Origin of the sequence: Demequina sp. NBRC 110055 (assembly GCF_002090135.1) — a bacterium.
Taxonomy (GTDB): domain Bacteria; phylum Actinomycetota; class Actinomycetes; order Actinomycetales; family Demequinaceae; genus Demequina.
The window spans coordinates 42,167-55,595 of sequence record NZ_BBRL01000009.1 but is presented as its reverse complement, the minus strand read 5'-3'; the positions used below and the strand labels follow the sequence as shown (position 1 = coordinate 55,595).

General features: G+C 68.9%; 11 protein-coding genes. 6 read left to right on the top strand and 5 right to left on the bottom strand.

Going from position 1 to position 13,429, the window contains the following annotated elements; translation table 11 throughout:
- Positions 1-43: 43 nt before the first annotated feature.
- Positions 44-484, bottom strand: a complete 441-nt coding sequence (locus tag B7K24_RS10440; protein ID WP_084130279.1) for a MarR family winged helix-turn-helix transcriptional regulator — start codon at positions 482-484, stop codon at positions 44-46.
- Between the two features lie 61 nt (positions 485-545).
- Between B7K24_RS10440 and B7K24_RS10435 the strand changes: the two genes are divergently transcribed.
- Positions 546-911: a VOC family protein gene (locus tag B7K24_RS10435; RefSeq protein WP_084130278.1), complete on the top strand. Its 366-nt coding sequence runs from the start codon at positions 546-548 to the stop codon at positions 909-911.
- 56 nt (positions 912-967) lie between these two features.
- Here B7K24_RS10435 and B7K24_RS10430 read toward each other — a convergent pair whose 3' ends face one another.
- Together B7K24_RS10430 and B7K24_RS10425 are read right to left on the bottom strand one after the other, a co-directional pair.
- A complete protein-coding gene (locus tag B7K24_RS10430) occupies positions 968-5,167 on the bottom strand; it encodes an HtaA domain-containing protein (RefSeq protein ID WP_159449221.1) in 4,200 nt (1,399 codons plus the stop codon).
- Between the two features lie 314 nt (positions 5,168-5,481).
- Positions 5,482-7,191, bottom strand: a complete 1,710-nt coding sequence (locus B7K24_RS10425; protein ID WP_234986676.1) for an alpha/beta-hydrolase family protein — start codon at positions 7,189-7,191, stop codon at positions 5,482-5,484.
- 255 nt (positions 7,192-7,446) lie between these two features.
- Between B7K24_RS10425 and B7K24_RS10420 the strand changes: the two genes are divergently transcribed.
- The 5 genes from B7K24_RS10420 to B7K24_RS10400 are packed head-to-tail and all read left to right on the top strand — an operon-like array spanning position 7,447 to position 11,742.
- Positions 7,447-8,529, top strand: coding sequence for a sulfate ABC transporter substrate-binding protein (locus B7K24_RS10420; RefSeq protein ID WP_084130275.1), 1,083 nt, complete (start codon positions 7,447-7,449; stop codon positions 8,527-8,529).
- A complete protein-coding gene (cysT, locus tag B7K24_RS10415; protein ID WP_234986675.1) occupies positions 8,526-9,374 on the top strand; it encodes a sulfate ABC transporter permease subunit CysT in 849 nt (282 codons plus the stop codon). The genes B7K24_RS10420 and cysT overlap by 4 nt, the downstream gene beginning before the upstream one ends.
- On the top strand, positions 9,367-10,251 hold the full coding sequence (locus tag B7K24_RS10410; RefSeq protein WP_234986674.1) for a sulfate ABC transporter permease: 885 nt from the start codon (positions 9,367-9,369) through the stop codon (positions 10,249-10,251). Before cysT ends, B7K24_RS10410 begins: the two co-directional genes overlap by 8 nt.
- Entirely contained in the window at positions 10,248-11,249 is a 1,002-nt protein-coding gene (locus tag B7K24_RS10405) for a sulfate/molybdate ABC transporter ATP-binding protein (RefSeq protein ID WP_084130274.1), read from the top strand. Before B7K24_RS10410 ends, B7K24_RS10405 begins: the two co-directional genes overlap by 4 nt.
- 10 nt (positions 11,250-11,259) lie before the next feature.
- Entirely contained in the window at positions 11,260-11,742 is a 483-nt protein-coding gene (locus B7K24_RS10400) for an Rrf2 family transcriptional regulator (protein ID WP_084130415.1), read from the top strand.
- Between the two features lie 3 nt (positions 11,743-11,745).
- On the opposite strand, the gene B7K24_RS10395 is transcribed toward B7K24_RS10400, so the two are convergent.
- Entirely contained in the window at positions 11,746-12,126 is a 381-nt protein-coding gene (locus B7K24_RS10395) for a VOC family protein (protein WP_084130273.1), read from the bottom strand.
- 40 nt (positions 12,127-12,166) lie between these two features.
- Positions 12,167-13,423 carry an arginine deiminase gene (locus tag B7K24_RS10390; RefSeq protein ID WP_200808333.1) on the bottom strand — a complete coding sequence of 419 codons (1,257 nt, stop codon included), beginning with the start codon at positions 13,421-13,423 and terminating at the stop codon, positions 12,167-12,169.
- Between the last annotated feature and the right edge of the window lie 6 nt (positions 13,424-13,429).

Sequence of the window (13,429 nt, the reverse complement as noted above, 5' to 3'; positions counted from 1 at the left end):
GTGGCGCGGTTTCGGCTGCCAGGGCGCGGCTGGGATAGTTCCGCTAGTTCAGTGCTGCGGTCATGCGTGACAGCAGGTCGAAGGCGAGCGTGCGCTCGTCCTCCGTGAGGCTGCTCGTCATGCGCGATTCGACAGCGCGGACCGCAGCGCTGGCCTTCGCGCGCTCGGCTTCGCCGAAGGCGGTGAGCGACGTGGGAATGGAGCGCCCCGATGCCGCATCGACGGCGCGTGTGACGTAGCCATCGCGTTCGAGCGCGTGGAGGAGCACGTTCATCGACTGTCGGGTCACAAAGGTTCCGCGCGCAAGCTCGGAATTGGTCAGGCCGGGGCGCTGTGCGAGGAGCTCCAGGCACGAGTAATGGGTCACCGTCATCCCGAGCGGCCGCAGGGCACGTTCCATGGTTGCCCGCAGGGTGCTCGAGGCTTCTTTGAGGAGGTATCCCACCGAGGTCGGGAGGTCGATCTGGTCGTCGATTTGCGCCATGTCAGTATTCTGACATACGCTGCCGAATGTCACATAACTGACACCTAAATGAGGAGGGCTTATGCCTGTCACCGGACCCGACTTCGTCTCCCTGCAAGTCAGCGATCTTGTCGCCTCCCAAGCGTTCTACGAGGAGTTCCTCGGCCTCGAGCGGTCGCCCGCAGGTCCCCCGCACGCCGTGGTGTTCGCCACCACGCCCATCGCCTTTGCCTTGCGTGACGTGATCGAGGGGGACGGGCTCCCCGCCGCGCGGCCTGGCGTCGGCATCGCGCTGTGGATGCACGCGACGGAGGTGCAACACATTCACGATGCTCTGGCGGCCGCCGGGCATCGCATCGTGACGCCACCATTCGATGGGCCCTTCGGCCGCACGTTTGTCTTCGCCGATCCCGACGGCTATCTCGTCACGCTCCACGACCGCGGGTAGTGCGTACAGCACGAGGGGCGACCGATGTCCCGTCGGCCGCCCCTCGTGAGTCTGTGTTAGCCGCGGCGGCGCACCGCCACCACGCCGGCGCCCGCGGCACCGAGCACCGCGAGGGCCACGACGGCCCAGATCCAGACGTTCGAGGACTCCTCAACGGGAGCCTCCGCCTCGACGGCCGCGGTCTCGCTGGAGGGCTCAGCCGACGGCTCCTCCTCGGGCTCCTCTGCCGCCGCCGTGCTGCCGCCGGCAATGGCCAGGACGCAGCCGTCCTCCGACGTCAGCGCCACCGACAGCGAGTCGAGCGCCTCGCCGGCGGGGTAGGTGCCGAACGCGTCGGCTCCCGCCTGGGTCAGCGTGGCGGGAAGTGCCGCAACGGTGACAACCTCGCCCTCGGTCGTCATCTCCGCTGCACCGAGGTCGAGCTCGGCGAAGCGGATGCCGGTTCGCGACACTTCCGCCCCGTCCTGCGTGTCGCCGGATACGTCGAGCAGCAGATAGGTGCCATCAGCCGAGAGCTCGATGACCGGGTTTCCGATCGTCGTGTCGAGCGCGCCGTCGTGGCCGGTGAAATCGATGGTGCCGGTCCACGACACGGTGCCGGTGGTGTCGTCCGGGTCGATGACGGCCTCGCCGTCACCGAACGTGAAGATGCCGCCCTCCTCGGTCACGCCGTCGAGCGTCCATTCGCCGTTCGCGATCGTCGACTCGATGTACGAGCGGAAGGACTCCTTGAAACCCCAGGCAAGTGACGCATCGGCCACACACATGCCCGCGGTCGAGGCAGGGATGTCAAGCACGATCCCGACGTCCTGCGAGCCCTGGAAGGTGAGCGTGTGCTCGCCGGTCAGCGACGCGGGCAGGGAGCCGGTCCACGTGGCAACGCCGTTGGCATCGGCGTTCACCTCGCCCAGGAGCGTGGGCGTCGAATAGACGACCACGCGGATGCCCTGCTCGTTCGCCTCGAATCCGGGCACCGCGATGGTGACGACCTCGCCCGCGAGCAGCGCTGCGAGGGTCTCCTCGTCGAGTTCGATGCCCTCGGTGGCCGGGGGGGTCGCGGGGATCTCGTCGCTCTCCTCGGCGACAGCGGCCGTCTGGACCACCCGCGTACCACCAGCCGATGCCGTGGCGGCGTCCGTACCGAACGTCACCGTCACGGGGTCGACGCCCAGGCTTTGACCGCCGGGGCCCGTCAGGACGGCGGCCCCTGCGGCCGTGAGGGAGGCGGGCACGCCCGAGTAGCGGACGGCGCCGTCGAGCTCAGTACGGGTGCCGAAGGCGAGGCCCAGGTTCGCGAAGTCCATCCGCGAGCCGTTGACGGACACGCTCAGGACGGCACGGGTGGGCGAGGTGAGACGCACCTGCGGGTTGGCAAAGGTGTAGCTCAGCGCACCGTGGTGGCCGGTGAAGGTGACCGAGCCGCCGTAGGACGCAGAACCGGTGCCCTCCTCGGCATCGGCGTTGCCGTCGGTCTGCAGGAACGTAAAGGTCGAGCCGTTAGAGCTTGCGCCGCTCACCGAGATCTGGCCCTGTGCGATGGGGCCGGTCACGTAGTTGCGGAAGCCTGAGCTGATTCCCCACGTGAGGCGTCCCACGACCGCGGTGGAGGTATCGGGCTCATCCGTGACCGTCACGGGCGTGGTGGTGCCGCCATCACTGCCAGTCGATCCTCCCGTCGAGCCTCCGTGAGAGCCGCCCGCAGAACCGGAGCCGCCGGTCGAACCATTGCCAGAGCCGTTGCCGGACCCGTCGCCACTGCCCGAGGCTGGCTTGGACGCACCGAGCGTCACCTTGACGGGATCGAGGGCCGTGCCAGCGTCATACGTCAGCACCACGGATCCTGCCTCGGTGAGGGTTGCGGGCACCTTGGTGAGGGTCACCGAGCCGCTACCGGCCGTCCGGGGGGACGCGCCCACGTTAAGGTCGGCGAGCGCGATGCGCTTGCCGTCGACCACGACGGTGAGCTGAGCCCGCGTGGAGCTGGAGAGCGTGATCTGCGGGTCCTTCAGCGCGATGTCGAGCGCGCCGTGGTGTCCCGTGAAGTGCACCGAGCCGGTGAACTTCGCCGTGCCGGTACCCGTCGTGAGGTCGGAGTTCCCGCCTGCGGCCGTGAAGGTGAAGAGCTCGCCCGACTTGTGGGCGCCGCCGCTGACCGACACGCGACCGGCTGCGATGGGCCCGGTGACGTAGGAGATGAACTCCTTGTCGATGCCCCACACCAGGTCGCCACTCGCGGGCTCGACGGGGGTCTCGGGGTCGGTGGGGTCGACGGGATCGGTGGGGTCGACGGGGTCGACGGGATCGGTGGGGTCGACCGGCTCGTCGGCCGCGAAGGTCACCGCCGTGGCGGTCTCGAAGAGGGGATAGGCGACGCCGCCGCCGGGGTAGGTGTAGACGCCGTAGGTGCCGGCGGCATCGGGCGCATAGTCCGAGACCTCGAGCTCGATGCTGAACGTGCCGTCGGCCTCGATGGGCAGGTAGCCGGTGGTGTCGGTCAGGGCGTCATAGGTCTCGCGAGAGATGCCCCAGTACACGTCGGCGGTATTCCGTGCCGCGCGGCCCGCGCCTTCCGACGGCTTCCACGTGTCGGCGAACTTGCCGAACGCGACGTAGGCGCCCGAGAAACTGCCCGCCAGAGGAGCTGGGTAATACGGAGCCATGGTGGTGGTGCCGTCGGCAGCAGGCAGGAAGCCGGCTCCTGTGACCGTCACGATGTCGCCCTCGCCGTCGAGATTCGTCGACGGCGTGACCGTCACCACCGGCTCGGCCAGCGCCGGGTGCGCGAACGTCACCGGGTAAAACTGGTCGAGTGAATAGTTGCCGGGGAAGGTGTGCGCGAGGCGAAGGAAGACGCCACAGGCGTCGGTGGCATCCGCGGAAGCGGCGCACACGTGCGCGCCAAACGCAGCCGGCGCGGCAAGGGTGGTGGTGAACTCCCACACGTCGCCCGTCACCGTCCCGGTGGCGGGCACGGCTCCGCCGTACTGCGACACGGAGGAGAGAAACTGCTGCTGTGACGCGTCGCAGGCGTCGCCGGTGAGGCGCCCCTCCGCCGTTCCGACGGGCGCGTCGCCTTCGGCGCACCACATCACATAGACCGAGGTGGGTGTGCCGTCGACGAAGGCAGGCAGGGTTGCGGAGACCGTCACCGTCGAGCCCGGCTCGAGGTCTTCCTCGGGCGCGACCGTCACGCGTGGGTCGACGGGCTCCGGCTCGGGCTGGGCAAATGTCACCGGGGTCGCAGTCTCGAAGGGGGCGTACTTCGCTCCGCCGCCGGGATACGTGTAGATGCCGTAGGTGCCGTCGGCCTCGGGGGCGAAATCGCTGGCGTCAAGGGTGGCGGTGAAGGTGCCGTCGGCGCGGAGCTCAACGGCGCCGGCGGATACACCACCGATGGTGGCCATCGATTCCGCAGGGACGGCCCAGCGGGTGTCGTTGTTGACGCGGGCGGCGGATGCCGCGCCCGTGGAGGGCTGCCATGCGTCCGCGTACTTGCCGAACGTGACGTAGATGCCGGTGAACTTTCCGGCGAGCGGGGGACGAGTTCCGGAGGTGGAACCGTCGGTGGCCGGAAGGAACCCGGTGCCGGTGACGGTGACGGTCTCGCCATCGCCATCGAGGTCGGTGGTCTTCGAGACGGTCACGGTCGGCGTGACGGGCTCGGGCTCGGGCTCCACCACGACCGGCGCGGGGTAGGACAGCGTGATGGGGTCGAATGCCTCGCCGTCGTAGCGGCCAAAGACCGTTGCCGCTCCGGCGGCCCCCGTTGTGGCGAGTCCAGACCCGGACACCGCGCCACCGGCCTCGGACGTGGCCCACTCGTCGATGGATGCGAGAGTCACGCGGCCCTGGTCGCCGTCCTGCGTGACAGCCACAACCGTGACGACGACATCGCCGGCGGCGCCGATCACCACCGCCGGGTCGGTCAGCGTGATGTCGATGCCGTGGCTCGGCACGGTGTACGACACGGCACCCGAGTACTGCACGGTGCCGGCGCCGTCCTCGTCGAGGTCGGCCGTTCCCAGTGGGAAGGTCGCCACGCCGGCGGTCACTGTGGCCCCGGAGGAGCCCTCGATGGAGCCGCCGAACATCGTCACGTACGAACGCCACGAGGACTTGACGCCCCACGTGAGCGATCCGGAGGGACGTTCTTCCGCCTGCGCGGGTGCGGCGACCAGCACGGACGCGGTGAGCAGGGACAAGAGGAGTGCAGCAAGCCATGCGGCGGGGCACAGGCGCGTACTCGGGTGTCTCACGGGGACTCCATCGATCAGGTGAAGGGGCGGCGCATCGGCGCGCGGGCGTGCTCGGGGAGCGAGCCTGATCCGGAGACTAGCGGGGGTGACACGTAAAAAGCAATTACGATGTTGCGATATTGCGTAATTCCGTACGGGCACAAGAAAGCCGGGCCGCGACGACTCCCTCAGCTCGCCGTCGCGACCCGGCAGAAGCGGGTGCCTCGCGCGGTCTCGATGGCGTGGACCGCGCGGCAGCACCCGCCTCGCAAAAGGATACAGAGTTGTATGTTGCCGTGCCGTGGTCGTGACCGGATTGTGACCCTTCCCACGCCCTACGAGGGCGAAGCCTCGAGTGCCGCCTCCGCGGCGTCGGCCCTCTCCTCGAGGTGAGTGGCGAGCGCGGTGAGATCCGCATCGGCCATGTCCGTATCCGTGACTGCCGCCCACGCCCAAAGGTTGGCGGTGACGGTGTAGAGATGGCCGAAGCCCTCGGGCACGGACCCCGCCGCCGGCATATCGAGCAGCACCTGCCACATCGTGACGAGGGGGTACCAGGCCATCTCCGCGGACACGTCGGGGGCGCGCTCGCCGTCGCGCAGCCAGTCTGGCTCCTCGAACGCCAGATGCTGGTTGAACCACACCACGGGGTCCGAGCCGTGCTGCAGGTAGAGCAACCGTGTGGTGCCCCAGTCCGCCACATTGCCGGGCGCGATGCCGCGTTCATTCGCGAAGCGCACGGTGCGGCCGCTATTGAAGACGGGGAGGGCGGCGGTCGAGTCGTCGTCGCGTGCCTCGGTGATCTCGTAGTGCATCTCGTTGAGGAAGGGGGCGCCCGTCATGAGGGCGCCGTCGATGGGCTCGTTGAGGATGTCGACGCTGGACAGGATGGCCTCGACTCCGGTGGTGCCGAGCGATAGGCCGTAGAGGTATAGCTGCGGGCGGGTGTTGTCGGGCAGCGTCGCCCAGTAGTCGTGGATGGTGCGGAAGACCACCCGACTCGTGTCCTCGACCTCGGCCTGGTCCGCCAACAGCGAGATCCAGCTGGGCAGGTACGAGTATTGCGCGCCCGCGATCGCGGTATCGCCATTGACCAGGAACTCTAAAGCGTCCATGCCGTGCGGGTCGAGGTAGCCCGTGCCGGTGGTCGTCGCGACGACCATGACCTCGCGGTCGAACGCGTCCGTGCGGATGAGTTCATCGAGCAGCAGGTCGGCACGCTCCTGGAGGGTCTCGGCGCTACGCAGGCCCACGTAGGCGCGGATGGGCTCGCGGGCGCCACCGGGTCCCGCGGCGTCAATGTCCGCCGCGGTGGGTCCGGCCGAGACAAAAGAACGGCCTTGGCGGCCCAGGTCCTCCCACAGGATGGCCGATGCTGGCGAGCCCGACTTTGTCGGGTCCAGCGGGCGCGCGGCGTCCGGGTTGGTTTGCAGGTCCTGTCCGGAAAACGTCCAGTTGGAGAAGGTGAAGAAGGCGTTCACGAACGCGCCAGAGGCCACCCACCACAGCAGTCCGGTGAGGAGGACGCCCACGGTAGCGACGGCAAGGCGACGCGGCATGAAGCGATCCACGAGGTTGTCGGCTTGGCGAAACAGGGTCCGGACGGTCCGGGCGATGATGAGGAGGATGGCGGCGGACGCGGCGCCCACGAGCACGATCGCCGGCCACACGAGCGGCGACAGGGGCTCCATGCCGAAGTCGAGCCGGGTGGCGTTCTGCCAGCCCACATACGCCCACACGGTGAAGCCGGTTTGGACCGCGATAAGTCCGAGCGCGCAGACCAGCAGGATGGCCCGCACGCGTCCGTGCGCCGCGGGCACCGTGAGGAACCGAGCGATCGCGTACGCGCTGGCGCCGAGGCCGTATCCCACCATCGCCGCCACTCCCGACTCGATGCCCTGAACCCACCCCTCGCGGGGCAGCAGGGAGGGCGTGAGCGAGATCGAGAAAAACCACAGAGCGATCACCAGCCCGACGGCAGAAAAGCTCGGCTCAAGGATGCCCGGCGCGCGCCGGCGTGGCGGCCGCGGCTCGTAGAGCCGCATGCGAGCGCGATCGAGTAGCCCAGTGGTCATCGGTGGCGGTCTCCCGGTGGTGTGTGGCCCCTGTGGTGAGGCTATCGGACACGGCGGGGCGTCGGACTGAGCCTGCCCCGGTCGGCCGGCACGCTTGACACGGCCTGCCGTTGTCCCTAATCTCTATCAAGCCGATAGGAATGCGCCAAAAGATGGACCAGGCGAAACGACTCGGCGGCGCGCACCGGTGACGCGCACCGGTGTCAGAAACAAGAAGGAGATGACATGACGAAGACGTGGGCCAAGGTGGGTGGAGCGGCAATCGTGGCGATGGTGGTGACCGCCTGCGCGCCCGCGAGCCCCGGGTCGTCTCCGTCGTCCACCGATGCCGCGGCCGCGACGAGCGGCGAGGCAGCCGCTGCGCCAGCGGCGGGGGAGGACACGACCCTGTCGCTCGTGGGCTACGCCGTTCCCAAGGCCGCCAATAATGCGATCCAGGAGCTGTGGAGCCAGACCGACGAGGGCGCGGGGGTGACCTGGACCGAGTCGTATGGCGCCTCGGGTGACCAAAGCCGCGCCGTCGAGTCCGGCCTCGACGCCGACTATGTGCACTTCTCGCTCGAGGGCGATGTGACGCGGCTGGTGGACGCCGGGCTCGTGGATGCGGACTGGAACGAGGGGGAGCATGGCGGCATCGTGTCGTCGTCCGTCGTGGTGTTCGCGGTTAGGCCCGGTAACCCACTCGGCGTCGACTCGTGGGACGACCTCATCGCCGACGGCGTCGAGATCGTCACGCCCAACCCCGGATCGTCGGGCTCCGCCAGGTGGAACATCCTCGCTGGCTGGGGCCAGGTGATCGCCGACGGCGGCTCAGAAGAGGACGCCAAGGAGTACACGAGCGCACTGTTCGACAACGTCGTGGCGCTGCCCGGCTCCGGCCGCGACGCCACGAGCGCGTTCCTGTCGGGCACGGGTGACGTCCTGCTGTCGTACGAGAACGAGGCGATCCTCGCCAAGCAGGAAGGTGAGGAAATCGACTACGTGCTTCCAGACACGACGCTCAGGATCGACAACCCCGGGGCGGTGCTCAAGGACGCCGATCCGCGAGCCGAGGCGTGGCTCGACTTCCTCTACGCACCTGAGGCGCAGGGGGAGTTCGCGAAGCTCGGCTTCCGACCTGTGATCGACGGCGTCGAGGTGGGCGAGGTCGAGGGTGCGAATGATCCCGCCGATCCCTTTCCTGCGCCGGCCGCGCTGCTGACGATCGACGACGACTTCGGCGGCTGGGAAGCGGCCAACCCCGAGTTCTTCGACCCCGACACCGGCATCATCACGCAGATCCAGGTCGAGACAGGTAAGTCGTCGTGACGACGCTGGCCGACAGTGCCGCCCGTACGCCCCTGAGGGGGCGGCGGGCGGCCGCCCGGTCGACCCTTACTCGGGGCACGGGCGTGACGCTCGGGTTGTCGGTGTTGTGGCTGTCGGTGCTGGTGCTCGTCCCGCTCGGCGCCGTCGTGGCCGCCGCCGCCTCGGGAGGCGTCGCCGGTGCGTGGTCCGTGCTGACTAACCCGCAGACGTTGGCCGCGATCACGCTGACGGTCGGGCAGGCCGCGCTGGTGACGGTGCTCAATGTCGTGGTGGGTACCGCGATCGCGTGGGTGCTGGTGCGCGACCGCTTTGTGGGGAAGAGGGCTATCGAGGTCATCATCGACGTGCCGTTCGCCCTGCCCACCATCGTCGCGGGACTGGTGCTGCTCGGGCTCTACGGGCCGCGCAGCCCTGTGGGCGTCGACGTGGCCAACACCAGGGCGGCCGTGTTTCTCGCGTTCGCGTTCGTGACGCTGCCCTTCGTGGTGCGCGCCGTCCAGCCGGTGCTCGAGCAGCTCGATCCCGACGTGGAGCGGGCCGCGCGCAGCCTTGGCGCCTCGGGAGTCCAGACGTGGGCGCGTGTCCTGCTGCCCGCGCTCGCGCCGGCGATCGCTGCTGGTGCCGCGATGTCCTTCGCGCGGGCGGTCTCCGAGTACGGCGCGCTGGTGCTGATCTCGGGCAACCTCGCGTTGCGCACCGAGGTGACGAGCGTACGGATCCTCACCTACATCGAGAACGGACAACTCTCCGAGGCCGCGGTCGTCGCGACCGTGCTGCTCGCGATCGCCCTCGTGGTGCTCGTGGCTCTGGATCTCCTTCAGCGAAGGGTGGCCCGCCGTGGTTGATCTCGCTCCCACACCCGCCCGGGCCGCCCGGCCCAGCCCCCAGGGCGGGCATCGCCGCCAAGGCCGCCACGGCATCGGCCGTATCGCCCTACGAGCCGGGGTTATCGCGTACGTCGGCCTGCTGGTCGCGTGGCCGGTCGCACTCGTGTTCTGGAACACCTTTGCCGATGGCCTCGCGCCAGTAGTGGAGACCTTCACCGACCCGCTCGTGCTCGCCTCGCTGCGGCTCACCGCGATCGCTGCGGCCTGGTCAGTAGCGCTCAACGTCGTGTTCGGCGTCGCCGTCTCGCTCCTCATCGTCCGCTACGAGTTCCCAGGCAAGCGCCTCCTCAACGCGATCCTCGACCTGCCGTTGTCGGTCTCGCCGGTCGTGGTGGGCCTGTCGATTGTGCTGGTGTACGAGACCACGCGCGGCGTCTTTGGCGTCCCCCTCGCGGCCGCCGGCATCCAGGTGCTGTTCTCGACGCCCGGCATCATCCTCGCCACGACCTTTGTGGCGATGCCGCTGGTGATTCGGGAGATCGTGCCCGTCCTCACCGAGGTCGGCACCGACCAGGAACAGGCCGCGCGCTCGCTCGGGGCGTCCGCGCCGCAGACCTTCTGGCGCATCACGATCCCCGCGATCCGGTGGGGCCTGACGTACGGCGTCGTGCTGTGCCTGGCCCGCTCGATCGGCGAGTTCGGCGCCGTCAAGATCGTCTCCGGCAACCTCATCGGCCAGACCCAGACCGCGACGCTCATGGTCGAGCAGATGTACTTCGACTTCGACCAAGAACAGGCGTTCGCCATCGCGGCGCTGCTGGCCACCGTCTCCATCATCGCCATCGTCGTGGTGAGCGTGCTGCGCTCGCGCGCCGAAAGAAAGGGCACCTCATGAGCATCGATATTCAGGGAGTCGGCAAGCGCTTCGGCTCCTTCGTGGCCCTCGACGACGTCAACCTGTCCCTGCCCACGGGTCAGCTCACGGCCTTGTTGGGGCCCTCCGGGGGCGGCAAGTCGACGCTGCTGCGCATCATCGCGGGGCTCGAATCCGCCGACGAAGGCCGGGTGCGGATCGAGGGGAAGGACGCGACGGGACTGCCGGCACAAAAGCGCGGCGTGGGCTTCGTCTTCCAGCACTACGCCGCCTTTACGCATATGAGCGTCGCGAAGAACGTGGCGTTCGGTCTGGAGATCCGCCACCGTCCCAAGGAGGAGGTGCGGGAGCGGGTCGACGAACTGTTGCGTCTAGTGCACCTCGAGCAGTTCGCGCACCGGCTGCCGTCGCAACTGTCGGGCGGCCAGCGTCAGCGTATGGCGCTCGCCCGCGCCCTCGCCGTCGAGCCCACCGTGCTGTTGCTCGACGAGCCCTTTGGTGCGCTCGATGCCCAGGTGCGCAAGGAGCTGCGTCAGTGGCTACGGCGACTGCACGACGAGGTTCACGTGACGACGGTGTTTGTCACCCATGATCAAGAGGAGGCGCTTGAGGTCGCCGACCAGATCGTGGTGATCAACGAGGGTCGCGTCGAGCAGATCGGCACGCCGGACGAGCTTTACGACGCCCCCGCGAACGACTTCGTCATGCGCTTCCTGGGCCCCACCACGACCCTCGCGGGGCTCGTGGTCCGACCCCACGACATTGGCGTGGTCGCTTTGCCCGTGAATGGCGCGATCGCCGGTACCGTGCGTGGCGTGCACCGGGTGGGATTCGAGGTGCGGTTGACGGTACAGACCAGCGAGGCGCGCGAGCCGGCCGTCGTCACCCTTCCGAGGTCGCGGTGGGTCGAGCTCGGCGTCGACGTGGGGGATCCCGTGTGGCTGAGGCTCCCAGCCGATGCGGCACGCACTCCTGCGGACGCGGCGCATGTCGGCGGGGTGGTGGGCGTCGCGCACTAGCATGACCACCATGCACGTGTCCGCGAAGGGTGATTACGCGGCTAGGGCCGTCACGGCCCTGGCCGCGCGCTACCCCGACCGCGCCTCCGCGCAGGCGCTCGCGGACGCCCACGAGCTACCGCGCAAGTTCCTCGAGGCGGTGCTCGCCGACCTCAAGCGTGCGGCGATCGTGTCTTCGACCAGGGGCGCCGACGGCGGCTACGCCCTGCGCCGACCCCCCTCGCAGATCACGCTTGGGGAGGTACTGCGCGCCATCGACGGCCCGCTCGCTGACGTCCACGGCCTGCGCCCCGACGAGGTGTCGTATGCGGCCGATTTCCGCCACCTGCAAGAAGTCTGGGTGGCGGCGCGCGCTGCCGTCCGGCTCGTGTTCGACGAGGTGACGCTCGACCAGCTCGTCACGGGCGACTTTCACGCGGACGTCGCCCGCATGCTGGCGATCACCGATGCGTGGGACCCGCGCACCGGCCCTCAGTCACCCCGCACACGCTGACGCCTAGCCTCGCGGCGGCTCGATGAGGTCCCACGGAGCGCCGTACAGGTCCTCGAAGATGGCGACGGTGCCGTACGGCTCGTGGCGCGGCTCTTCCCGGAAGTGAACGCCGTGCGCGCGCATCTGTGCGTGGGCGGCTGCGAAGTCGTCGGTCTCAAGGAAGAACGCCACGTCCTCGCCCGTCTGGCCCCCGACAGGGGCGCCGGCCGCCGCGACGGCCAAGACGAATCCCGTGCCGCCCGCCGCCGGACCCACCACGACGCGACGCCAGCCGCCGGCGAAGGTCTCGTCCTGACGTACCTCGAATCCGAGAGCGTCGACGAAGAAGCGCACGGCCTCGTCCTGGTCGCGTACCAGGTACGTCACGTTCTGTAGCCGGTTCATGGGGCAAGGCTAGTGGCCGATGCCGTAGCCGGCCGCGCGCCTATGCTTCCCTGCGTAGGGGTTGTGTCATGCAGTGAGCGCCGCCGCGCCCTCGCCCCAGTTCCGCGCCCACAATTTCCAGGACCTCGATGCCCGCCCGGCGCAGGCGCTCGTTGGTGTGCGTGTTGCGGTCATACGCGACCACGACACCCGGCTCAAGTGCCAGCACGTTGTTGGCGTCGTCCCACTGCTGGCGCTCGGCGGCGTAGCGGTCGCCGCCGGTCTCGATGACGCGCAATTCCTTGAGGCCGATCGCCTGCGCGACGACCTCGACGAAGGGCTTGGACTCGCGCCTCACGTCGAGGCCTAGCGGCAGGGGCGCCTCGTAGATCGAGAAGGTCTCGATGTCGTCGACGATCGCGGGGAAGACCGTGGCGACGTCGCGGTCGGCGAGGGTGAAGACGGTGTCGAGGTGCATGGCGGCGCGCAGCTTGGGCATCTTCGCGACGATGACCCGTGTGGCGGCGCCGGCGGCGAACAGCTCGGTGGCAAGCTGGGTGATCGCCTGGCGGCTCGAGCGCTCCGACATGCCGACGACGACCACGCCGCGTCCCACGGGCATGACGTCGCCGCCCTCAAGCGTCGCGAGGCCATGCGGGATCTCGGGGTCGCCCCACCAGGTGGTGACCTGGCCCGCGAAGGTGGGGTGGAACGAGTACACGCACTTCATCACGAGCGTCTCGGCGTGGCGCGCCTCCCAATACAGGGGGTTGAGGGTGACGCCGCCGTAGATCCAGCTCGTGGTGTCGCGCGTGTACAGCGTGTTGGGCAGCGGCGGCATGAGGTAATCGCGCATGCCCGACTCCTCGCGCACCAGCTCGACGGCAGGGGGAGCGAAGTCGCGCGGGAGGTCCGCGGTCGACAGCCCGCCCAGGACGTAGCGTGCAAGGTCGGACGAGGGCAGGGAGTCAAGGAACGCGCGGACATCGTCGACCAGCGACACGCCTACCTCGTTAGGGGTGATCTTGCGGTCGAGCAGCCAGGCGCGCGCCTCGGGGATGTCCAGGGTGTCGGTCAGGAGTGCGGTCAGCTCGAGGACCTCAATGTCGCGCCCCTGCATGAGCGTGACGAAATCCGCATGATCGCGGCGCGCGTTCTCGACCCACATGACATCGTCGAACAGCAACGCCTCGGCGTTGGAGGGCGTGAGCCGATTGTGGGCGAGCCCGGGCGAGCACACCAGCACCGTTTGCAGCTGTCCTACCTCGGAGTGCACGCCAAAGGCCTGCGGTTCCGTGTCGATCGCGGTCTTGCTCACCGCACC